At 44.3% G+C, this 20,834-nt stretch carries 23 protein-coding genes and 1 riboswitch; of the genes, 11 read left to right on the top strand and 12 right to left on the bottom strand.

Annotated features, from left to right (window positions below; all coding sequences use genetic code 11):
• Positions 1–4 precede the first annotated feature (4 nt).
• The 4 genes from PBT90_RS19285 (at position 5) to PBT90_RS19270 (ending at position 3,705) form a co-directional block, all read left to right on the top strand.
• Positions 5–1,123, top strand: a complete 1,119-nt coding sequence (locus PBT90_RS19285; RefSeq protein WP_396127654.1) for an amidohydrolase family protein — start codon at positions 5–7, stop codon at positions 1,121–1,123.
• Between the two features lie 480 nt (positions 1,124–1,603).
• On the top strand, positions 1,604–2,668 hold the full coding sequence (locus tag PBT90_RS19280; RefSeq protein WP_264808131.1) for a Fic family protein: 1,065 nt from the start codon (positions 1,604–1,606) through the stop codon (positions 2,666–2,668).
• 70 nt (positions 2,669–2,738) lie between these two features.
• Complete coding sequence (locus PBT90_RS19275) at positions 2,739–3,206, top strand: hypothetical protein (RefSeq protein WP_264808130.1); 468 nt, start codon at positions 2,739–2,741, stop codon at positions 3,204–3,206.
• Positions 3,190–3,705: a hypothetical protein gene (locus PBT90_RS19270; protein WP_264808129.1), complete on the top strand. Its 516-nt coding sequence runs from the start codon at positions 3,190–3,192 to the stop codon at positions 3,703–3,705. Before PBT90_RS19275 ends, PBT90_RS19270 begins: the two co-directional genes overlap by 17 nt.
• Here the strand turns inward: PBT90_RS19270 and PBT90_RS19265 are convergent.
• Genes PBT90_RS19265 through PBT90_RS19245 form a run of 5 tightly spaced genes read right to left on the bottom strand, consistent with a single transcriptional unit; the run spans position 3,691 to position 8,797 of the window.
• Positions 3,691–3,975, bottom strand: coding sequence for a Trm112 family protein (locus PBT90_RS19265; protein WP_264808128.1), 285 nt, complete (start codon positions 3,973–3,975; stop codon positions 3,691–3,693). The genes PBT90_RS19270 and PBT90_RS19265 overlap by 15 nt on opposite strands.
• Entirely contained in the window at positions 3,972–4,616 is a 645-nt protein-coding gene (locus PBT90_RS19260; protein ID WP_264808127.1) for a thiamine phosphate synthase, read from the bottom strand. The genes PBT90_RS19265 and PBT90_RS19260 overlap by 4 nt, the downstream gene beginning before the upstream one ends.
• On the bottom strand, positions 4,613–5,665 hold the full coding sequence (locus PBT90_RS19255; protein ID WP_264808126.1) for an AIR synthase family protein: 1,053 nt from the start codon (positions 5,663–5,665) through the stop codon (positions 4,613–4,615). Before PBT90_RS19255 ends, PBT90_RS19260 begins: the two co-directional genes overlap by 4 nt.
• Positions 5,665–6,387, bottom strand: a complete 723-nt coding sequence (locus tag PBT90_RS19250) for a class I SAM-dependent methyltransferase (protein ID WP_264808125.1) — start codon at positions 6,385–6,387, stop codon at positions 5,665–5,667. The genes PBT90_RS19255 and PBT90_RS19250 overlap by 1 nt, the downstream gene beginning before the upstream one ends.
• Positions 6,388–6,409: 22 nt before the next feature.
• Complete coding sequence (locus PBT90_RS19245; protein ID WP_264808124.1) at positions 6,410–8,797, bottom strand: TonB-dependent receptor; 2,388 nt, start codon at positions 8,795–8,797, stop codon at positions 6,410–6,412.
• Positions 8,798–8,932: 135 nt separating this feature from the next.
• Positions 8,933–9,029, bottom strand: a riboswitch (TPP riboswitch).
• Between the two features lie 161 nt (positions 9,030–9,190).
• Here PBT90_RS19245 and PBT90_RS19240 point away from each other — a divergent pair.
• The 4 genes from PBT90_RS19240 to PBT90_RS19225 all read left to right on the top strand — a co-directional run bounded on the left by PBT90_RS19240 (position 9,191) and on the right by PBT90_RS19225 (position 11,689).
• Positions 9,191–10,036, top strand: coding sequence for a fumarylacetoacetate hydrolase family protein (locus PBT90_RS19240; protein ID WP_264808123.1), 846 nt, complete (start codon positions 9,191–9,193; stop codon positions 10,034–10,036).
• 66 nt (positions 10,037–10,102) lie between these two features.
• Positions 10,103–10,525 (top strand): hypothetical protein, encoded by a 423-nt coding sequence (locus PBT90_RS19235; protein WP_264808122.1) that lies wholly within the window; start codon positions 10,103–10,105, stop codon positions 10,523–10,525.
• A 266-nt stretch (positions 10,526–10,791) separates the two neighbouring features.
• Complete coding sequence (locus PBT90_RS19230; protein ID WP_264808121.1) at positions 10,792–11,202, top strand: hypothetical protein; 411 nt, start codon at positions 10,792–10,794, stop codon at positions 11,200–11,202.
• Positions 11,203–11,257: 55 nt separating this feature from the next.
• Positions 11,258–11,689, top strand: coding sequence for a secondary thiamine-phosphate synthase enzyme YjbQ (locus tag PBT90_RS19225; protein ID WP_264808120.1), 432 nt, complete (start codon positions 11,258–11,260; stop codon positions 11,687–11,689).
• A gap of 1 nt (position 11,690) precedes the next feature.
• Here the strand turns inward: PBT90_RS19225 and PBT90_RS19220 are convergent, their stop codons facing one another.
• The 6 genes from PBT90_RS19220 to PBT90_RS19195 all read right to left on the bottom strand — a co-directional run bounded on the left by PBT90_RS19220 (position 11,691) and on the right by PBT90_RS19195 (position 17,348).
• On the bottom strand, positions 11,691–13,073 hold the full coding sequence (locus PBT90_RS19220) for a hypothetical protein (RefSeq protein WP_264808119.1): 1,383 nt from the start codon (positions 13,071–13,073) through the stop codon (positions 11,691–11,693).
• A gap of 20 nt (positions 13,074–13,093) precedes the next feature.
• Complete coding sequence (locus PBT90_RS19215; protein WP_264808118.1) at positions 13,094–14,026, bottom strand: polysaccharide deacetylase family protein; 933 nt, start codon at positions 14,024–14,026, stop codon at positions 13,094–13,096.
• Between the two features lie 160 nt (positions 14,027–14,186).
• Positions 14,187–14,435, bottom strand: coding sequence for a hypothetical protein (locus PBT90_RS19210; RefSeq protein ID WP_264808117.1), 249 nt, complete (start codon positions 14,433–14,435; stop codon positions 14,187–14,189).
• A 182-nt stretch (positions 14,436–14,617) separates the two neighbouring features.
• Complete coding sequence (locus tag PBT90_RS19205; protein ID WP_264808116.1) at positions 14,618–15,862, bottom strand: class A beta-lactamase-related serine hydrolase; 1,245 nt, start codon at positions 15,860–15,862, stop codon at positions 14,618–14,620.
• The gene (locus PBT90_RS19200; protein ID WP_264808115.1) at positions 15,859–16,881 is read right to left on the bottom strand and encodes an aminotransferase class I/II-fold pyridoxal phosphate-dependent enzyme; all 1,023 of its coding nucleotides are present in this window, start codon (positions 16,879–16,881) and stop codon (positions 15,859–15,861) included. Before PBT90_RS19200 ends, PBT90_RS19205 begins: the two co-directional genes overlap by 4 nt.
• 44 nt (positions 16,882–16,925) lie before the next feature.
• Positions 16,926–17,348, bottom strand: coding sequence for a VOC family protein (locus PBT90_RS19195; protein ID WP_264808114.1), 423 nt, complete (start codon positions 17,346–17,348; stop codon positions 16,926–16,928).
• A gap of 60 nt (positions 17,349–17,408) precedes the next feature.
• Here PBT90_RS19195 and PBT90_RS19190 point away from each other — a divergent pair, with 60 nt between their 5' ends.
• The 3 genes from PBT90_RS19190 to PBT90_RS19180 all read left to right on the top strand — a co-directional run bounded on the left by PBT90_RS19190 (position 17,409) and on the right by PBT90_RS19180 (position 19,699).
• The gene (locus PBT90_RS19190) at positions 17,409–18,320 is read left to right on the top strand and encodes a patatin-like phospholipase family protein (RefSeq protein WP_264808113.1); all 912 of its coding nucleotides are present in this window, start codon (positions 17,409–17,411) and stop codon (positions 18,318–18,320) included.
• On the top strand, positions 18,298–18,912 hold the full coding sequence (locus tag PBT90_RS19185) for a class I SAM-dependent methyltransferase (protein ID WP_264808112.1): 615 nt from the start codon (positions 18,298–18,300) through the stop codon (positions 18,910–18,912). The genes PBT90_RS19190 and PBT90_RS19185 overlap by 23 nt, the downstream gene beginning before the upstream one ends.
• A gap of 184 nt (positions 18,913–19,096) precedes the next feature.
• Positions 19,097–19,699: a trimeric intracellular cation channel family protein gene (locus tag PBT90_RS19180; protein ID WP_264808111.1), complete on the top strand. Its 603-nt coding sequence runs from the start codon at positions 19,097–19,099 to the stop codon at positions 19,697–19,699.
• A 33-nt stretch (positions 19,700–19,732) separates the two neighbouring features.
• Here the strand turns inward: PBT90_RS19180 and PBT90_RS19175 are convergent, their stop codons facing one another.
• Entirely contained in the window at positions 19,733–20,833 is a 1,101-nt protein-coding gene (locus PBT90_RS19175) for a DUF4221 family protein (RefSeq protein ID WP_270130713.1), read from the bottom strand.
• Position 20,834: the final 1 nt, after the last annotated feature.

The following is a 20,834-nucleotide window of genomic DNA, read 5'->3' as shown; positions in this document are numbered from 1 at the left end:
AGCTATGCATACTTCTGCCAAATTTTTGATTGCCTCATTTTTCGCCTGCTCCTTTTCTATTACCATGGCCCAGGAGATGAGCTTTGAAGAGTACAACCCGCCCTCTACGCTAAAGGTACCAGAGCATCCTGTACAGCGCGCCAAATTTCCATTTGTGGACATCCACTCGCATCAGGGAGGGATAAACAAGGAGAAAATAGATCAATTGGTTGCAGAAATGGATGAGCTAAATATGGGCGTACTGGTGAACCTCAGTGGACGTGGATTCGGTAGAGGAGATAGCAATTCCCAGCAGGAATATATTAAATCCATGATCGGGGAGTTTAATACCCACGCACCGGGGAGGTTCATGGTATTTACCAATCTGAACTTTGCAGGCTTTGGGGATGAAAACTGGACGAGGATCGCAGTGAAGGAATTGGAAGAAGATGTGGCTGCAGGTGCAAGCGGCTTGAAAATCTACAAAAGCCTAGGTCTGAATGTAAACGATGTGAACGGGAACCGAGTGCCTGTAAACCATCCAGACCTTGATGCCGTTTGGGCAAAAGCCGGTGAACTGGGAATTCCTGTAATCATTCACTCCGCAGACCCCGCCCAGTTTTGGCAGCCCATGGATGCGAATAATGAACGCTGGCTAGAGCTCAAAACCCATCCTCGCCGACAGCGGGGAGCAGAAAATCCGGCTCCTTTTGAACAGATTATAGCAGAACAACACGATGTTTTTGCGAAGCATCCTGAGACCACTTTTATCAATGCCCACATGGGCTGGATGGCCAATGATCTGGATGCGGCTAGTGAACATTTGGAAAAGTACCCCAATGTCAATTTTGGGATAGGTGCGGTGATCGCTGAGTTTGGTAGACAACCCAGACGAGCAAAGGAGTTTTTCGAAAAATATCAGGACCGTGTGCTTTTTGGTAAAGACGCCTACAACAAAGAGGAATTTTACACCTATTTCAGGGTGCTGGAGACTGAGGATGAGTATTTTCCCTATTACAAAAAGTACCACGCTTTCTGGGCGATGTATGGTTTAGGGCTTTCTGAGGAGGTGTTGAAAAAGCTGTATTACAAAAATGCGTTGAGGATTGTGCCAGGCATGGATAAAAGTGTTTTTCCGGATTGATATTCTTGTTTTTCCGCAGCTTATCGCTGAAATTTTCAAACTGGCAAGCGGTGTAAATTTCGCTACTTCTTTGAGTTCGATTTAAAAAGCGGAGAAATGGAATAGCTAACGTCATCGGTAGGGGCTGTTCCAAAAGAGTTAGTCTTGACTAGAGCTTTAAAAGCCCCGAAGCAATCTCTAGGGAAGAGCAGCTGCAGGATTGGAAGACTGCTTCGCTCCGTTCCTGCGTTCGCCCGCCTCCCGGAGGGCTGGCAGTGACGAATCAACGTCATTGCGGATCCTTTTGGCGTCGGCATAGGGAAGGAAAAGTGTGTGCCAATCTCCCTTTTTTTGAGATTCCCACGGCTTTACTCCACTAATCCCCGATGAAGTTTTTGAAACTCGACTTGAGGTTACTTCATATTTTTTTAAAATCTAATGTAAAGATGCTTTACATAGCTGTCCGTATATGTAAAGAAAATCGAAAAATCTTTACAAAAGATGTGGAAGTTGATCCCTTTGCCATACGAAGATGAATTGGAGACAAGGACAATTCTCAAGCTATTGCCTGCCGCTCATGCGGCATTGGCAGAGTTAAAGGGGCTGGTATATTCCATTCCAAATCACGAAATTTTGCTGAATACCTTGGCGCTCCAGGAAGCCAAGGACAGTTCTGCCGTGGAAAATATCATCACCACCCATGATGAATTGTTCAAATCAGACTTGGAATTTGAATCCATGTCCCCGGCCATCAAGGAAGTGCAGAATTATGTAGCTGCGATGAAGCGTGGATTTGAACTGGTCCAGAGCCAGGGTATGCTGACCAATCAGACCATTATACAGATCCAGGAGACTTTGGAAGGAAAAAATGCCGGTTTCCGAAAACTCCCGGGCACGGCTTTGAAAAATGCCCAGACAGGAGAGACCGTCTATCTTCCGCCGCAGGATGCAAATGAGATTCTTGAGCTGATGGCCAATCTGGAGCAGTTTATCAACCGCCCCCAACTGAGCGATTACGATGAGTTGGTGAGAATGGCGATCATCCATTTACAATTTGAAAGCATCCACCCTTTCTATGATGGAAATGGCCGGACGGGAAGGATTTTGAACACTTTGTACCTGATTTTGTGTGGCTTGCAAAAACTTCCGATTCTGTACCTCAGCAGCCATATCATTCGGAATAAGACAGATTATTACAAACTGCTTCAGGGGGTGCGTGAAAATGGAGATTGGCAAAGTTGGCTGACGTATATGATCAAAGGAGTGGAAAATACCGCAAGGGATACCATCTCATTGATTGAGAACATGGAGAAGCTGATGGCTGAAATGAAAGTCCAACTTCGGGACCACTATAAATTTTACTCCCAGGAGCTGCTGAACAACCTCTTCAAACATCCCTACACCAAAATTGAATTTGTCGTCAGGGACTTGGGCGTATCTAGGATCACCGCTGCCAATTACCTCAATAAACTTGCAGAAGACGGTGTGCTGCGCAAGGAAAAGTTGGGGACGGGGAATTACTATGTGAACGAGAAGCTATATAATCTCTTGCCTGTAAACTCATAAGATCGGGCTGTTTTGCGCAGCCCACCTATTTTTTATTATGTAACTTAAAGCAACACCAATTGCTGTAAGTATGTCCCCTGTTTTCCAACAGAAGAAACTCCGGATCAAGGCCACACTGAAGTATCTTTTGGTGCTGATCCTGATTTTGCTGGTGGCGGTTTTTCAGGATTACCTGTACAGGCAGAATTTTGATCATTCTGTTTACGAAACGGAAAAACGCCTGATCAATTCACTTTGGATCCTGCTTTTCCCGGTTGCCCTGATATGGAATCTTATTTTCAAAAAAATAGGATTACTCGCCAACGTGCCCGTGCTTTTGCTCAAAAGAATCCTGTTTATTCTTTTGGCGACTGTTTCCCACATTTTGGTTTTTGCAGGCCTGGCAGCCTTCTTTTCAGGACACTTCTACGGGCATAATATCCCTTTCTCCACCAATATCAAGTTTATTATTTCAGTGGATTTGTATAAGTATTTGCTAATTTATTCGGTGATATCGCTGATATTGATAAAAAAGGAGAGGAATGTCAAACCTAACTGATCGAAAAGCAGAGAAGTATTTCAACTACAAAAGCAGAAATGATGGGACTAAGGGCCCCAGACTACTTGGCCAGATATTTCTTGCTTCTGGGGTGATTGTAATCCTTTTATCCTTTATTAATGATTTGGAAACAGAAAATACTAAAATTGCACTAGTTGCTGGAGGAGCACTAGTGATTGGAGCAATTTTGAGCACTCTTAATTCAGGAACTCTTTTTGATTTTCAAAACAGAAAATTCAAGGAATATCAGAGGTTCCTATGGTTTGAATCTGGCGAATGGGAAGGCCTACCGGAAATTGACCAAGTGGAATTGGTGTTCCACAGTTTTCGAACGTCTTTTATGCCAAATGGGATTACGCCTACAATTAACGGTCAGGTCACGATCTATAAATGTGTTTTACTATCCAATGGCACCAAGTTTCTCGCCTTGGATTTTGAAAAAGAAAAGGCAGCTGTAGATGCCCTGCAAAAGATCAAAGAAGGCCTAGGTATCCTTTGAATTTCCCTCCAAAAGCCTAAAATCCTTAATTTCTTTTCCTTCCAATTGCTTTTGCCAACGGTCCAATACCGGCTGCTCCAGATGCTCCTCACGGTACTCATCCGGGTTCATGATAGGAATCCCCTTGATGATTGGGTAAATACGTGTGCAGGATCCACAAGTCAACCAGCCTTCCAGGATATTATCCTGATCATCGGTCAGTATGGTTTTCAATTCCAGATCCTCTTTATCAAAAGGACAGCATAGTTTGGCTATTGTTTCTAGTTTCATGATTTAAGTATTGAAAGGGCTTGTTGATATTTCAAAATGGCTGCTTGAGGATCTTCGGCGCTCATCACACCTGAGACCACCGCGATTCCGTCAAACTTCAAGCTTCCTAGTTGTGCTAGATTTTCCGGGTTTATTCCTCCTGCCAAGAAAATCGGTATGCTGGTGATCTCCCTGGTTTTGATCACCGTATCAAAGTCCACCAGCTCACAACTGTTACTGGTGCCAGAGGGAAACATAGAGCAAAAAGAAAGGTAATCTATACCGGAATACACCGCTGCCTTGATCGCTTCAAAATCATTATTGGTGGTCAGCCCCACCGTTTTGCCCATACCCTTAAAGGCTCTCAGGCAGCTTTCCGAAAGCTGATTGACTTCGTCAAAGTGCACTCCGTCCAGATCGAAAAGCTCGACCCACTCTGGGTGATTATTGATCAAAAGCGGAACGGATGCCGCATTACAAAGCACCTTGATCCTACCGATCAAAGCAGGTACAGCAGAATGTTCGGCAAAGTTGTCCCAGATCTGAACGGCGCAGGGTCTTGCTTTTAAGGCCTGTTCCAATGTACCTAAAAGTTCAGCCTCATCTTTGCCCGGGTCTATGACCAGGTACAGTCCTCCAGCTATTTTATCTTGTTTTTTCATTTCCATCCTTGCTTTAATGCGTTGAAATAGGCCGCCCAGTAGGGATCAGTTTCTTGGTAAATGAGCGGGGATACCGATTCTTTCTCGCTCAGCATAATGCCAGATTCCGCAGATTTCACGGTGCCCACAGCTGCGCAGGCAATGTTTGCTTTTGCCAATCTGGAGATCAATTCATCCGATTTCTCAGAATTGCAGGAAATCACCATTGCCCCAGCTCCCACACAGTAGCGTGGGTCTAAATCAAATAACGTAGAAATTTGGGAAGCTATTTCTCCCACAGGAATCAAGTCATTTTCTATTCTTCCACCTTTTCCTGAAGCAGTCAACATTTCGTAAATCGCTCCTAATACTCCGCCTTCCGTCACATCGTGCATGGCTGTGATTTCCGGGAATTTCTCGCTTTGCCCGGCTGCGATCAAGCCATCTTTCAGCGAAGAAGTTTGATAGAATTGCGCGCAGGCAGACTCATAGATTTCTTTCCCCAGCTTATTCTTGATGGTTTCAGGGAAGCTCATTCCCAAAATCGCCGTGGCCGTCAAAGCACAGGACTTGGTCACCAAAATCACATCACCCTCTTTCGCACCAGTAGCACAGACCATTTCTGATTCTGGAGCAATGGTAATCAAGGTACCGCCACCGGCGAAAGTTGAATTTTGTCCTGGCACAAAACCGGTATGTCCCCCTGTAATAGCTACTCCGATTTCTTTACAATAGCGATCAATAAAACCCCAGTAGGTACTAAAGTCTTCATTGCTTAACGTATCCGGAAGGTTCAATACAAACTGCCCATATTGCGGGGCAAAACCAGTAGTCGCCATGTCATTTGCCATGAGGTGCACGCTGAGCCAGGCCGATTCCTGCAATCCCAGGGAAGGAATCAATGACAAAGGATCGCTGGTGGCCGCCATGGCCAAACCTCCCGGCAAAGCAGTAATCGAAACATCTACCCCAAAATCTGGCCCTTGTCTTACTTCTGGGCGCAGCGCACCCAGCCTGCCTGCAAGCAAGTTTTGATACCCTTCGTGATTGATTTTGCCCAGCTCTGCCATCAGTCTACATCTGTGAATTTCACATATAAGCCAAAGAAATCTCCGTACGGAACGCTCCATTGCTGCACCGGAAACCACTTGGGCAAACCTGTGCACGACCATTCTATGGTATATTCCCTTCCTTGCAATGCCTCTTCAATGATTTTGATCAGCATGGCAGGAGTATAAAATGTAGCTGTCACGTAGAACGGATTTTTGCCAAAAACCTGCTGTACCCTCCGCCTCAGTACTTTAGGGGAATTTCGGTTCATCATACCCATCGCGATACCGTATTTGGCCACACGGGCAGATTCACGAATCACTTTTACGGGATCTTTATAATATTCAAAAGTGGTAATGAAAGCCAGGGAATCAAAGGTATGATCCTTGAAAGGCATGTGATGAGAATCTGCCATGACCAGATCTCCCTCGAAGAGATTGATGGCTTGGGAAAGCATCAGAGGGGAAATGTCCCCTCCGGTTGCTTTGATCCCGATTTCCTTCCACCAGCGGGTGAATCTGGTGGTGCCACAGCCAAATTCAAGCAAGGTTTTGATCCGGGTATCTTTGGAAACCAGCTGCTCCATCACCTTCTTTTGCCAGATTTCCGCCCGCTTGTACCTGCCTTCATACCAAAGTTCATAGGTATCAGTATGCGCTCGGTTGAAAAACCATTCCGGCCTGTTTTGCCAGTTTTGCTGCGCTTTTGGAAGTATTTCAAAGTGTTTTTTCTCGAGTTGCATGGTTTGCTTCAGCTTAGATTTCTTAGAATTTCAAACTCAACCCCAGCATAAAATTAGTGCCGGCCATGGGGTAGTAATAGTTCTCTGTCACCAGTTCCTTTTCATTTTCTCCCGGCACGTAATAGCTAAAGGTGTAGCCATTAGGTTCGTACATCTCATTGAAAACATTATTGACCATGAGGTTCAGCTCTATGCTTTTGAAATACCTAGGCTGCACTGAATAACTCACCCTGAAATCATTGGTAAAAAACGCATCCAAGGTTCGTGCGTCATTGGAGGTATTATCTAAATATTGCTTGCCCACATACTTGCTCATCCAGTTGAGTGAAAGGTTCTGGACAGGCTTGAATTCAATCATCGCCGAGGAAACTATGTTTGGAGAAAAGGCGATATCCGTATCGGTATAGGTAAAGGATTCCTGTGTGAATTCATCTGTGCTATAGTCATCGATGTACTCGGTGAATTCCTTGATTTTATTTTGGCTTAAAGCCAAATTACCCCCGATGACCCAGGCATCAGAAAGCTGGTAAGCCCCATCCAGTTCTATACCGGCCCGGTATGAATCAGGGACATTTTCCCGGATATAAGCACCCACATCATTGATTTGCCCGGTTTGGATCAGCTGGTCTTTGTAGCCCATGTAGTAGAAATTGGCATTGTAACTGAACCTTCCACTTTGGGAGCGGATTCCTGCCTCCACATTATTGAGCCGCTCAGGTCTGGGCACTTCGGTGATCGGATTATCGGTGAAATCAGATCGGGTAGGCTCACGGTTTGCGACAGCAAAACTGGCATACCAGGTTCGGCCATTTTTCTCATAACTAGCGCCAAATTTGGGATTGAAGAAGGTGTATTTTTCTTCTCCATCTACTATTCTACCGTCGTCATTTACTCCTATGAAAGAGTAGTCAATCCCTCGCACCTGAAGATCTCCAAAGAGATTTAGGCCTGGAGAAACCTCATAAGTCCCTTTCAAATAGATATTCCGGTCATCTTTGACGGCATTGTTGTCATAATAACGATCCCGAATATCTGTATCCCCGGCGATTCTAGCCCAGATGATTTCTCCAAAGTGATCACCATCGTAGCGATTGGCTCCACCGCCTAGTACCACATCCCATTTGCCATTGTCAGAGACATAATTGATGGAGGCAACTGCACCGTAGAAGTCATTGTCCAGCCATCTTCTGCGAATAATGTCCGTGCTGCTGATGGTAGAGTCTCCGATCACCACATCAGGTAAATTATAGCTGGCAAAATCGTCATCTTCCCGATACTGCTCATAATATCCGCGACCATAAGTGTAGTGTAGTGCGGCATTGGTTTTCCAGTTATCGCCGATTTTACCTGCATAGATCAGCTGGTAGTGATCCTGCTGATAGTTATCCGTTTCATTGTCGTACGTGTAGTAATTGAACGTTCGGTCATCTTCCAGCTTAGACTCCGGCAGTCCGTACCAGCTTTGGTACGTCTTTTCCTTTCCTGAAAACACATTCAACTTCAATACATGGTCTTCCCCATAAAAGCCAGCCGACACAAAGTAGGAGCGCAAATCAGAAGTCGCCCGATCCACATATCCGTCAGAGGAAATCTTTGAAAGCCTGGCATCCACCGCAAAACGGTTATTGAGTAGCCCCGTTCCGGCTTTTACGGTATGTTTCCAGGAATTGAATGAGCCGGCAGAATTATCGATTTCTGCATAAGCCTCGTCATTTCGGGTGTCCGTTTGGATATTCAGGCTTGCGCCAAAAGTCGCGGCACCATTGGTAGATGTGCCGACTCCGCGCTGAATCTGCATGGTATTCACCGAGGAAGCAAAATCCGGCATATTTACCCAGAATACCCCATGGGACTCTGCGTCATTCATAGGAATACCATTTACTGTCACATTGATTCTGGTCTGATCCGATCCTCGAATTCTCATGCCAGTGTATCCTATTCCTGCACCAGCATCTGAGTTGGTCACTACAGAAGGCGTAAAATTCAAGAGCATAGGGATATCCTGACCTAGATTGCGCTTGGCAAGCTCTTCTTTACTGATCTCCTGAAACGTGGTAGGAGTACTTTGCGAGGCCCTCGTGGCAGACACGATGATCTCCTCAGTCATCAGTTCTGTAGGCTGGAGCCTGAAGATCAGCTCTCCTGAATAAGGAAAAGTTATGCCCTGCTTGACCGTGAGGTAGCCAATGTAAGAAACGCGCAGTTCCAGACTTCCTTCGTTCAATTTATTGATGGTGAACAGGCCATTTTCGTCAGTGACTCCACCTTTTCCCTGATTTTCTGCCCAGACTGAAGCGCCTACCAGAGGTTCACCAGTACTAGCATCGAGCACTTTTCCACTGAGGCTTTGCTGGGCCCAGCTAGAAATTGCGGCTAGGCAAAATGCCAAACCTATTAATACTTTTTTCATGTAATAAATGTCCCTTTCGGGATTTTGAGTGAAACATGGGAAAGCTTAGGGGAAGTTTTCCGTGATTGTTTACCCGCATGCACATCAAAACTGCAAAATGCTCAGAGGGTACCGCTCTGCTAAAGATTCCAGTATGATGTTGCTCGTTCATTTCCCTTCGCCGGCATTACCCGGATCAGGTCGTATGGGTATGATCTCAGCCCGTTTTATTAAGGCACCCCTTATGATCTATTGGCAAAGGTAAGATGGAAAAATTGCCATCCAAACCTATGGATTAGAAAATTAATTCAAGAGATTTCATCTATACGGCCCAGGAAATGTGCTATCTCTTGTATTGATCTTACTTTCTTCTTAAAAGTTTTTCATAAATTCCCAGCTAAACCCTATTAACCTATGAAAATCTATAAACTGCCCACGGGCACACTTTTACAGCAAGAAAACCAATTCCTTTTAGGACCGGAATTAGACTGGGACCAGCTCCTCGCTCAGGAGAATCTCAAGGATTATTTAAGCGCAGAATCACATTCCTGGACGCAGATTTCCGATGAAGAAGCTGAGGCCACTTTGGCCAGGGGAATTTTAGCTCCTATGGGCAATCAGGAAATCTGGGCTGCAGGTGTGACTTACTACCGAAGCCGAACCGCTAGAATGGAGGAATCACAAGATGCCGGAGGGGCGGATTTCTACGACAAGGTTTACCATGCAGATCGACCGGAACTTTTCTTCAAAGCTACTGCAAGCCGGGTTTCCCCTCCTGGAGCAGCTGTGAATATCCGAAAAGATTCCACCTGGGATGTACCAGAACCAGAACTGACTTTGGTGATTTCTCCTACAGGAAAAATCCAAGGCTATACCTGTGGAAATGACATGAGCAGCAGAAGTATAGAAGGTGAAAACCCGCTTTATTTGCCGCAGGCAAAGGTTTATGCAGGCTGTGCAGCCATAGGCCCATGCCTCTACCTCACAGATGAAGCCATAGAAGAGACAGCAAATATCCGTCTGGAGATCTTCAGAGATGATGTGCTGGCCTTTGTGGGAGAAACTCCACTCACCCAGCTGAAACGAAAGCCGAAGGAATTAGCCGGTTGGCTATTTCGGGCAAATACATTTCCTATAGGTTGCTTTCTGATGACCGGCACAGGCATAGTCCCGGATGATTTTACATTGGCAGAAGGAGACAAAGTCCGAATCGGAATTGATCAAGTAGGAGTTTTGGAAAACCACATAGAAAAGATCTGATCGGTAGCGAATTGCCTGAGTCCTGCGTCTGGTCTAGGAAAGTCTCTCAACAAAGCATCTTACCGCATGACCCGATTGTTGCTACTTTGCCTTCTTTCTATTTTCACATTTTCCTGTCAGGAGGATGAAAAACCCTACAATGAATACCCGCAGACCTGGAAAATAGCCGGTTGGCGGGTTTTCGGTTTTGGGGGAGATTCTGGTTTTCAGACTATCAGTGACTCCTCGTACACCTATTTGTTCAAAAAGGACGGAACCTACGTCAAAACAGTAGGCGAGGAAAGCACTTCTGGTACTTACAAGCAAGAGTTTAAAATCTATGAAGTCGGAGGAGAAAGGAAGGAATACATACTGAATTTCGAAGAGGACATTTTAAGACATAGCTGCTTTGCAAACCGGGAATATCTTTTCATTGATGAAAATGGGATGCTGGTGGGCGGAAGCGCTCCATGCGATGGTGCATCCTTGTATTTTACTTTGGTAGAGTGAATCAGCCCAGATTATTCCTGTAATGAAAATGTGTAGAAAAAGGGCATTTTGTACACGGAAGGCAAGCCCAGGTATCTGATATCAAGCGAATTAACAGTTGGCTTAATGGAAATTACTTTGCTAATCCTATAGGCGCTATAGGCTAGAATAACACTGAATTTCAAGTTAATAGCTGAAAAGAGTAAAGATTTTTGGGGAATATTCCATTATGGCAAAGTAATTGATTTTTGGGCAATAGAATTTCTACCAACCATTTAGTAATTGCCATGCAAAGATCACTAATTTTCTCCCTAATCGCTCTAATCGCATTCTCCTGTGACTTCAACGATCAGCCAGAGCCCAAAGACCAGGGACAGACCTGGAATCTAGTTGGCTATCAAGAAATGAAAGACGGAAAGCTGGAATATACCAGCGTATCTGACTCCACATTTTCCTATTCGCTGCGCACAGACGGGACATTTGTAAAAAAAGTAGGCAAATACACCGTAGATGGCACTTATGAAACAATGAATGCTGATAATCTTACGCACTACATCTTTCAGTTCAATACCAGCAACAGTGTGCTTATCCATAGTTGCGAAGAAGGAATGGAGGATTATTTCGTCAATAGCCAAGGAGAGCTGGCTGGTACTTGGGATTCCTGTAATGGTGTCAAGCTGTTTTTGGACAGGCAGTAAATGAGGGGCGAAAGTCCGATTTTTAATATCTCGGGATCTAGCCTTATTTTTGAAAATGAACAGTTTTTTCCAACACCAACTTCAATTAAACGCTTTTCCCGCAGGGTATCATCTGATCACCGATGAAATAGAAGAGGCAATACCGGAAATCAGGAAAATCCAAACCGGATTTCTTCAAGTCTTTATCCAGCATACTTCTGCTGCTTTGACTATCAATGAAAATGCTGATCCTACTGTCAGAAAGGACTTCCAGACCTTCGTAAATGAGTTAATTCCAGAATCTTATCCACGTTTTATCCACACTTATGAAGGGCCTGATGATATGCCTGCGCACATTAAAGCCAGTTTTTTTGATAGCCATCTTCAAATCCCGATTACTGGTGGAAAACTCAACCTTGGAACTTGGCAGGGAATTTATCTCTGCGAATTTCGCAAATACGGGGGAGGTAGAAGGTTGATTTTGACGGCATTTGGAGAATTACGATAGCTTATTTTTTACTAGCCTCAATCCTCACATGGTCTCCAGTCATCAATATCCTGCGGAAGCCATCTTTGGTATCGTTACTCACTTCCTTGCCCAGCACTTTTACCTGCATAAATGCTTCGGGCAATTCTATGGATAAGCCGGCTTTTTTCTGGCTCTGGGTGATTTCTACTGTTAGGTGATTTTCCTCCGAGGTAATGGCTATATCCAGTTGGTTATCGTCTATCCAGAGATTTTCTATGGATGCTTCATTCCATTCAGTAGGTAAATTGGGACGGACATAAGTCACTCTGTTTACTATATCACCCTGAATTCCCATCAAGCTCAAAACCAAAGGCTGCATATATTTAAAAGCAGGAGTCAGATGCCTAGGCTGATCTAAATCTGTGAAAAAAAGCGTTTGGTCAATCGAGGCAGTAAAGCCCTTATAGTTCATCTCATAAAAATGGAGAAGCTGATCAGGGTCGATTGCAGCAGTTTCCTTTTTCTCTGCTGGAAATTGGTAAACACCAGCCTTAAACTTACTCCATAGGTAAGCTTGCTGCAATTCGACCGAAGGTAGTGTTACTTTCGAAGTGGACAATAAAGAATCTACAAGTGCATAACTCTGGTCCCAATCTGAATACAAATCCGTTCGAAGCTCCGCCAGAGTCTCCATAGCCATAAGCTCACTCTGGTCAGAGCCTGCTAGATAAACCGGAACAACCTGCTCTTGACCCGGTGCAAGCATCAGATCAACCTGGAAACCGGATGTTTTGCTCAGCGTTGAATCTGCAGCATCACACGCTATTGAGGCCGGTTTCAGCACATAATCTGCAGAAGAGGCCCAAGTTGCATACCAGTCATTTAGTGCATCTTTGGCAGTAATAACGCCCGTTAACTCATCAAAAATCACCTGATCCGCTCCATCCACTCCATACGTGCTATCCATCAACATACTAGGTTTGAGCTCACTCGCTGCACCAAACTGAAAACTCAGGTTTAAGGGAGCGTTGCCCACATTTTTGATAAAATTCAGCATAGTCAGCCCCGGTTTGTCTTGACTTAAAACAAGCAAACGCAGCACTTCCATTTCCTCCAGCTCGAACTCCTGTTTGATGGCAAAAGGATACTTTTTCTCCGCAATTGGGTTTTCAAGGCAAAAGTTTTGATCATCGATCTTTATAACCGAAGAAAAACCCTGAAGCAGTTGGATGGATTTAAGCGATACAGATCCTTCAGAAATCAGAATTTGGTCATTGGCCAAAGAAAAAGTCTCCACTTCTGTAACATCCAAAGAGGGCAAGCGCTCCAAGCTTTCCAATAGTTTTGCCTCTTCAGGCTTTGACCCTTGACAGGCATATAAAATAACGCTAAGCAGCAGTATTGGTAATAATACTCTAGACATGAAATAGATTTTTCGCAAAACTACATGGTTTTGCCCACTTCGCGCCAGGTCACTAGCTGCACTTTATTTTGCTTCAGGAGATTCTTGGCTTTTTCACTGGTGAAAAAATCATAATCCTCCTGTCTCCAGGGAGCGTGATAGGTGTCATGATCCTTAGTCACTGCATTCATTTCCTCATCATCAAAAGCCAAATGAATCAAAATCACATTCAATCCCGCAGTCAAATTAGTGAGTGCTTTGGTATAATAAGCTTCCATTCCCGCTTGATAATCCTGCGGCTCGGCCATAAATAGCTGATCTACCACAGGGAAGTTATCCACATTGATCCCTGAAAACAACTGGGCATTTGGCTTCACCAGATTATCTATCATCATTTGATTGATCATAGCCGGAATCTGCAGTTCCTGGGCGATTCTGAGGTATGAGGCTAGATATTCAGGTCTTCCATAGAAAATACAGCCCATGTGAGAGTCCAGATGAGTAGGAATGATTCCCATCTGATTGGCAGCTTTGATTTGTGCTCGGATCTCTCTTTCCACCTCTTCGGGACTTGCGTTTGCGGCCACTTGTCCACAATCCGGATACATGTGACCTTTGGCATTGGCCAGACCGGGAACGGCCGTCTTCCCTGCTTCTGGTCCCCAGTTGAAATTCAACCATTCGTTGGTCAAGGTAATGTGAATTCCTATGTCTGCATTTGGCAGTTCCTTAGCCATCTCCCCTACCTCTGCCGACCAGCCCGTAGGAACCATCATGCTGGTGGAATTGACCACTCCATTTTTCATGGCATCAAAAGTTGCCTTGGTTTGGGAATGAGATACTCCCACGTCATCGCCATGAATTATCAGCAGCTTGGTATCGGCAGGATAACCGAGTTTTTCGGCCAGATTTTGAGCAATGGAACTAGCTGCTGAGAAAGCCAGCAAAAGGGTTAAGGTAAATAGTCTTTTCATTTTGGGTTATTGTTTGTCCAAGATAAAAACATTCATGGATTTTGTACTTTACAGGCAGTGGCTGTAAGCTGGGCATTAGCCGCAGACTTCTAGGGCAATGAGCAGTGTTACCTTCTAAGTGATGATACTCTCGGAGGCTAAAACAAAAAAACACAACTGTTCAATGCGCTTTATCCTTTAGTTTTTTAGCCTGTGGTCTATACACCCAAATGTAGGAGAAGAAGCTGACAAAAACCTGCAAAAGAAGCAAGTAAAACCACACATTCGGATCTTTTAAGGGTTCGAGGTTGATGGTATTGTTGTAATAAAGCTTAGAAAGGGTCAGGGCAATTAAAGTTGCAGGTAGGACCACCAACAGCCAGAAATTGAAAAAGGATCGGTAAATGAATGGAATACTTTTTTCGTTCATGCTTTCACTGGCAAAATTAAGACTCTCAGAATTGATAAAATCAATGATTATTTATTACTGAATATACGGATTGATGCCAATAGCCTAATTTCCTTTGTATCGCAGAAAGGGAGACAGAAAAGAGCCTCATAGAATGATTTGGTCGCTTTACTGGTAAAAAGCCTACAATCATATTTGTTTAGCTAATCTCCAGCATAATCAAATCGAAATTGACTCAAATCCGGGGAAATCATCCGCTTTCGTTTTAATTCTAGGTTATATAAATACTCCCCCAATTCGGTGAAAAACGGAGTTCCTATTTCTTCAAATTCATACTCGTTGTCATTGAGCGTCTCATTTTCATTGACATATATCACGGCGGAAACAAAGAACTCCACACCACTTTCAAAATCCACAAAGTAGCTGCCATCAATCAGATGCCCATAAGCCCAGCCGGTTTTATTGAAAATTCGAAACTGCTCAGGAATAGGTTTTTGATCGGATCCAAACTTGAAGAATTTGGAATAGCTGTCGTAGTATTCCGGAAGTTCATACTTAGGAAAATCGCTCTCTCCAGGATACATGCTCATGTACTTCAGGATCATGTCCCGGTGTTCCTCATTGAGTTGAAAGCGTTGGGATTCCATAAACGCTCCCGGAAAAACGATTCGCTGCACTACTCCATGAAGATCCGAAAGCGCAAATTTATTTTTGAAAGTAAAATCCATAGGAGCCTCGACCAGCTTCTCTCCGGCATAGTGCGCTATGCCCAAACTTGGCTGCGATTCCAGCGCATATTCCCTTTCAGCATGCCGCTCCGGAAGCTCCAAAAGTACATTCCCACTGCTGTCTACAAACTTTACCGGATTGAAATATCGATTTTCCTCTGCTGAGATAGGAAAGCTCAGCCTATGGTTGATCATGGTGTGCTGCAGCCCCTTTTCCTTTAGCTTCTCATTGATGTAATCCTGACCCAGCAATTCGTAAAGCCTGTTGTAAGCGTCATTGTCGGATACCAACAGAATTTTTTTGATGTATTGCGCGATGCTTGGAAGAGAATCCTCCGCTGTGAAATCGCTCAAAGCCGGCACCTGGGAAGGTCTCACAGAATCGATTAGCATAGTGGTTTCTTCAGTAAGTCCAGCCACACTTTGCTCCTCCAGCCATTCCAAACTCAGCAATGCCACCGGAAGCTTGACCGTGGACGCCGGATAGAAATAACGCTGGTCTTCGAGATTTACGGTGTAGTCTGTGAATAGGGGATTCCCATGCTCATTCCGGTCGATTTGCGTGTAGATGAGCTGCACCTTATACTTATCCGCACTGTCCAGAACTCTTTTCAGCGTGGGGTATTCATCCAGATTACCTTCAAATGGGATATCGCTCCGGTTTGAGCAAGAGAGGATAAAGACTGTGACAAACAAAAGGCAAAGTATAGATCTTATCATTGTGCTAGGTCATGTATAATATCATTCAAATACTGAATATCTCCCAGTTCATGGAAAGCAGAAATGACTATTCTATTTACAGAAGGGCTCTCCGGAGTGGGGTATGGAAAGGAAGAAGTGATAATACCTGCTTTTTCAAACTGCCTGGTCCAACTGTCATCTGTATACACAAAAGCAGGAAAATCCTGACTCCCGATCACTTGCAGGACATCGGCAGTTTCCTGGGCAAAAATACCGCAGGCATCGTTGAGCCAGAGTTTTTGCCCATCGTAGAGATGTTCCATCTGTAGAAATGTCTGGAGATGTGCTGGGGAACCTGGCGAGGCCCCACCAAATAAGGCCGTGCTTTTTATCTTCTGGATTTGTACCTCATCGCCTAGAATGATCCCGGCCGGTAAGCCCAGGCCTTTTCCCAGAGAACCCGCAACCAGCAAATTGATGGAAGGGTGGGACCACTGATCATAGGTACCATAAATGCTATCCCCGATTACCCCGAATGCATGACTGTCGTCGATCAGCAAACTAACCTCATGCTTTTTAGCGATTTCTCTGACCCAGTCGTACTGGTGAATCTGGCAGCGAAAAGGATCCACTGCATTGCCTATAATTAGGATTTTCTGAGGTGAAAGCTGCTCAGATTGCGCTAGGCAATCTTTTTTCCATTGTGTAAAATCTAATTGTGCATTAGGAAAAATACCATCCGGCAGAATCGCCGAATGCGCATCAGGAGCCACCCAGGTGTGCTTGTCCTTTTCAAAAAGAGCCTTCCAAGCTGCCATTCCTGCCAGATAGCCAGAACTCAGCACAGCCGCTGCGGGCGCTCCTGCGGATAGTGCAAACTCCTCCTCAAACTCATCAAACACCTGTAATCTTATATTATTGATCCTGCTTTGCCCGTGATTTGCCCCGAATTCAAACAAATTATTGGTCAGAATGTCCAAAAAATCAAGATGCTGAGCTATCCCCAAATAAGAAGTTCCGCTGAAATAGAGGTACTCTTTCCCCTCTAATTCTATCATTCGCCCAATGCCGGTATTTAGATAATGGTTTTTCAAATTGTTTCCTATTTGGCAAAAATCTGCGATTCATCGCGAAAGGACTTGAATTCCAGTGCATTTCCACAGGGATCCAGGAAAAACATAGTCGCTTGCTCGCCAACTTCTCCTTTGAATCGAATATAAGGCTCAACGACGAACTCTATCCCATGAGCTTTGAGTTTTTCAGCCAACTCATGCCATTCATCCCAGGGCAAAATGGCTCCAAAGTGTCGTACCGGTACATTTTTTCCGTCCACTTCATTGGTTTTAGCCTGTGCCAGTTCTTCCGGTTTGATGTGTGCAGATAGCTGATGCCCAAAGAAATTAAAATCAATCCACTTGTCCGTGCTTCTACCGATCTCACAGCCAAGTAGATCTCCATAGAATGTGCGTGTTTCTTCGATGTTCCTAATTGGGAAAGCCAGGTGAAAGGGTTTAAATTGGCTCATAATGTGTACTTTCGTTAAGAGTTTTTCGGCTTCAATTTAGTTGTTTAATCTCTAACAATTATGGAGAAAAGTAAAACAGTATCCTTGGTTTTGAGTAGCGGCGGTGCGCGGGGATTAGCGCATGTGGGGGTCATAGAAGAACTGGAAAACCGAGGTTATCATATTGCGGAAATTGCTGGTTGTTCTGCCGGAGCACTGGTAGGCGGGATGCATGCTGCCGGCAAACTAGGACAGTTTAAGGATTGGATCTGCCACCTGGACAGGTTGGACGTATTTTCATTGATGGATTTTACTTTTTCCAGCCGGGGATTTATCAAGGGCGAAAAAGTGTACAACGCCCTGAAAAATGTAGTCCCAGACTGCCAAATAGAGGACCTGGAAATTCCTTTCTCCTGCAATGCCGTCAATGCGATCACGGGCAAGGAAATAATTTTCAGAAAGGGAAGTCTATATGAAGCGATCCGTGCCTCAGGGAGTATTCCCTCTGTATTCGTACCTGCACTGGTAGGTAAGAACTCCCTGATCGACGGAGGTGTGCTCAATCCCATTCCTATATCCCTACTGAGAAACAGGAAAGACCATCTACTACTGGTGGTGGATGTGAATGGCTTGGATTCGGAATTCGTAGAGCCACCCAAAAAAGACCCTTCAGGCAATAGTTATCTCAAAATTCCTCAATGGCTGAAAGACTATAAAGCCAAAATGGGCCAATATTTTCCCGAAGAAAAAATAGTCGCCAAGGAGCCCTCTTACTCCTCCTTCAATCTCCTCAAGCGATCTTTTGATCTTTTACAGGACAGATTCTGTGAGCTGGTGCTCCAGCAATATCCGGTGGATGTACTGGTAAAACTATCCCGAAAACAGGCCGGAACCCTGGAATTTCACCGGGCAGCAGAATTAATAGAAATCGGCCGACAAAAAGCAATATTGGCCTTAGACGAATGGGAAAATGCAAATCTCAGAACTGAATAAGTTACTCGGAAATATAGATATCTACCTACTGGACCAGATCCTGAAAGGGAGATTTAACCAACAGATGAAAATCTTAGATGCAGGCTGTGGTGAGGGTAGAAATGCACAGTATTTCATCCATGCGGGCTATCAGGTTTTCGGAATCGACCAGCAGGAAATGGCCATACAGTACCTGCGTTATGCGGCAAAAAGCCTGGACCCAAGCTATGACATCTATAGATTCCAAGTGGGCAAAATGGAGGATATTCCTTTTCATTATGAGGCCTTTGATGCGGTCATCTGCTCCGCCGTTTTGCATTTTGCCATGGATGAGGCCAACTTCTGGCAGATGATGGACGAGATGCTTCGAGTGTTAAAACCCGGCGGAACGCTTTGGTTTCGGATGTGTACCGCTTTCGGAGGAATTCTGGAGCAAAGCAAGGAAGTCAGCGGAGGAAGATATACGCTTCCGGATGGCTCAGAGCGCTTTTTGCTGCAGCAGAGGCATTTGGATAAATTAGAGGATATGGGATTACTATTTCTGGAAGCTCCCAAGTCGGTTTTGGTGCATGGACAGCGGGCAATGGGGGTTTTTGTAATGGAGAAAAGCTGAGGTAGATAAGTTTGAAAGGTGGTAAGGTTGACAGCAGCGAAAAGACCCAAGCATAAATGAATTAAAGAAACTCTCCAAAGTACTACTTTGGCCTGGAGAAAATGGAGAGTACTCCCATTGGTCGAAATGAAACCTGATGAAAATACTGGATGTATTTCTAATTATTAAACTTTAAAGAGAGACCATGGATTTACAATATGCCTTAGAACTGGTAGGAACCATTGTATTCGCCATTTCAGGAGTATTAGCCGTCCGGGAGCGGGAGCACGATATGTTTGGAGCTGGATTTACTGGTTTCATTACAGCCATAGGCGGAGGTACACTTCGGGACATCTTGCTGGACAGCTATCCCCTGGTCTGGATCGGAGATGTGAAGTTTCTCTATGCGATTTTGGTTGGGATTCTGGCCGCCTTTATTTTTCCCAATTTTCTGAGCAGGCTGCGCAAAACCTTCTTTTTGTTTGATACCTTGGGAATTGCATTTTTCACAGTTTTGGGGGTAGAAAAAGCCTTGCATCTAGGCGTGAGGCCAGAAATAGCCGCCATCATGGGGATGTTTTCAGCTGTGATGGGCGGAGTGATCCGGGATACCTTGACCAATGAAATCCCCATACTTTTCCGCAAGGAAATCTATGCATCAGCCTGTCTTTCGGGTGCTATTTTCTATTTAGTACTCAACTATTTCGAGGTGCCCCGGGACATCAATTTGTTGGTTTCTGTGGCATTGATTATTGCCATTCGCCTGATCGCCATGCGGTTCAAACTGAGCTTACCGAGGTTAGACTAAAACCAAAAAGTCAGTCCAAGAGATATTTCTGACTTAGTTCAGGCTAAATTCAAAAACTAAAAACTCCAGTTCTTCAGTTTCCTGATTTCGAATCCAAAATTTACCCTCCCGTACAAAATAGCTATGAAGAGAAATCGGTAAATCAGACATATCTTCCTCATGTATTAGCTTGAAATCTTCCGAAAACACAAGCAGGTATTGATTAGGCACAGTGCCTCTAGTCTGGTTTTCCCTCCTTTTCGATGCTATTCGATAATAGCGCTTATTCTTGGAATCATATACTAATCGGCGATAATTGATTTCCAGTTTCTCCATTTCAAGAATCTTTGGCAGATCCTCCATAGAACCCTTATTAGGGTAATTCCCTGCTTTTCTCTTCTCTATTAAGCCAGGAGAAAAGTCATGAAAAACCCAAGTCCTCGAAGCAGGGTCAAGTGTGTAAAAGTCAATTCCATCATCGTGATAAAGTACTATTCGGTTGTTTAAATACTCAGGTTCAAACATCCCACTGAGACTTAATCTTCCCAAGTCAACTTTTAAGTTTTCTCGGTACCTCATACTATCTGGAAGCACTTCATGGTACAAAGAATCTACTAAATCTATCCAACCCAGGTATTGCTCTTGCTTAATCGAAGAGGTCAAGCCAAACAGGAACCTTTGATCGCTGGAAATTTTAGCGTAACGAAAAAACTGCTTCTCTTTCTCTACATCAAAAATGGAACTCAAGACAGGCGAGGCATTGAGAAGGTTACCGCTCCCATCTATTTTTATTAATGCCTTTTCTGTTAGTAATTGAATAGTCCCATCATCTTTTGGGGCGAAATCAAACGAATTTCCGACTCCTTTGGGACCTTCTTTTTCCAACGGAACTGACAAATCGTACTTCATTGAAATCATATCTACTTTATCTAAAGCATAATTATAATCATCGAAGAAATAAAGGTAACGTCCATCTGGGGAAAGCTTCACCATGGGCAAATTATGAGCTAGGTTAAACAAATGGTTTTGACTATCGACCCTAAGGGTGTCTAGCTCATATGAAAACGAAAGCTTTCTCTCATCATGATTTTGTTCCCTATGTTGAGAACAAGATAAAAGTAATAGCAAACCTGCCAGATAAAGAATCCTATTCATG

The sequence above is a fragment of the Algoriphagus sp. TR-M9 genome (assembly GCF_027594545.1).
In the GTDB taxonomy this organism is placed as follows: Bacteria; Bacteroidota; Bacteroidia; order Cytophagales; family Cyclobacteriaceae; genus Algoriphagus; species Algoriphagus halophytocola.
This window is presented reverse-complemented; position numbering and strand designations above follow the sequence as displayed.

Excerpts from the sequence above, each read along its gene's own strand:
- PBT90_RS19180 (WP_264808111.1), top strand. The coding sequence starts at position 19,097 with ATGGATTTACAATATGCCTTAGAACTGGTAGGAACCATTGTATTCGCC.
- PBT90_RS19245 (WP_264808124.1), bottom strand. The coding sequence starts at position 8,797 with ATGAAAAAAGTATTAATAGGTTTGGCATTTTGCCTAGCCGCAATTTCT.
- PBT90_RS19220 (WP_264808119.1), bottom strand. The coding sequence starts at position 13,073 with ATGTCTAGAGTATTATTACCAATACTGCTGCTTAGCGTTATTTTATAT.
- PBT90_RS19270 (WP_264808129.1), top strand. The coding sequence starts at position 3,190 with ATGTCAAACCTAACTGATCGAAAAGCAGAGAAGTATTTCAACTACAAA.
- PBT90_RS19250 (WP_264808125.1), bottom strand. The coding sequence starts at position 6,387 with ATGCAACTCGAGAAAAAACACTTTGAAATACTTCCAAAAGCGCAGCAA.
- PBT90_RS19265 (WP_264808128.1), bottom strand. The coding sequence starts at position 3,975 with ATGAAACTAGAAACAATAGCCAAACTATGCTGTCCTTTTGATAAAGAG.
- PBT90_RS19215 (WP_264808118.1), bottom strand. The coding sequence starts at position 14,026 with ATGAAAAGACTATTTACCTTAACCCTTTTGCTGGCTTTCTCAGCAGCT.
- PBT90_RS19190 (WP_264808113.1), top strand. The coding sequence starts at position 17,409 with ATGGAGAAAAGTAAAACAGTATCCTTGGTTTTGAGTAGCGGCGGTGCG.
- PBT90_RS19225 (WP_264808120.1), top strand. The coding sequence starts at position 11,258 with ATGAACAGTTTTTTCCAACACCAACTTCAATTAAACGCTTTTCCCGCA.
- PBT90_RS19195 (WP_264808114.1), bottom strand. The coding sequence starts at position 17,348 with ATGAGCCAATTTAAACCCTTTCACCTGGCTTTCCCAATTAGGAACATC.
- PBT90_RS19175 (WP_270130713.1), bottom strand. The coding sequence starts at position 20,833 with ATGAATAGGATTCTTTATCTGGCAGGTTTGCTATTACTTTTATCTTGT.
- PBT90_RS19260 (WP_264808127.1), bottom strand. The coding sequence starts at position 4,616 with ATGAAAAAACAAGATAAAATAGCTGGAGGACTGTACCTGGTCATAGAC.
- PBT90_RS19275 (WP_264808130.1), top strand. The coding sequence starts at position 2,739 with ATGTCCCCTGTTTTCCAACAGAAGAAACTCCGGATCAAGGCCACACTG.
- PBT90_RS19230 (WP_264808121.1), top strand. The coding sequence starts at position 10,792 with ATGCAAAGATCACTAATTTTCTCCCTAATCGCTCTAATCGCATTCTCC.
- PBT90_RS19235 (WP_264808122.1), top strand. The coding sequence starts at position 10,103 with ATGACCCGATTGTTGCTACTTTGCCTTCTTTCTATTTTCACATTTTCC.
- PBT90_RS19240 (WP_264808123.1), top strand. The coding sequence starts at position 9,191 with ATGAAAATCTATAAACTGCCCACGGGCACACTTTTACAGCAAGAAAAC.
- PBT90_RS19205 (WP_264808116.1), bottom strand. The coding sequence starts at position 15,862 with ATGATAAGATCTATACTTTGCCTTTTGTTTGTCACAGTCTTTATCCTC.
- PBT90_RS19255 (WP_264808126.1), bottom strand. The coding sequence starts at position 5,665 with ATGGCAGAGCTGGGCAAAATCAATCACGAAGGGTATCAAAACTTGCTT.
- PBT90_RS19280 (WP_264808131.1), top strand. The coding sequence starts at position 1,604 with ATGTGGAAGTTGATCCCTTTGCCATACGAAGATGAATTGGAGACAAGG.
- PBT90_RS19185 (WP_264808112.1), top strand. The coding sequence starts at position 18,298 with ATGCAAATCTCAGAACTGAATAAGTTACTCGGAAATATAGATATCTAC.
- PBT90_RS19210 (WP_264808117.1), bottom strand. The coding sequence starts at position 14,435 with ATGAACGAAAAAAGTATTCCATTCATTTACCGATCCTTTTTCAATTTC.
- PBT90_RS19200 (WP_264808115.1), bottom strand. The coding sequence starts at position 16,881 with ATGATAGAATTAGAGGGGAAAGAGTACCTCTATTTCAGCGGAACTTCT.
- PBT90_RS19285 (WP_396127654.1), top strand. The coding sequence starts at position 5 with ATGCATACTTCTGCCAAATTTTTGATTGCCTCATTTTTCGCCTGCTCC.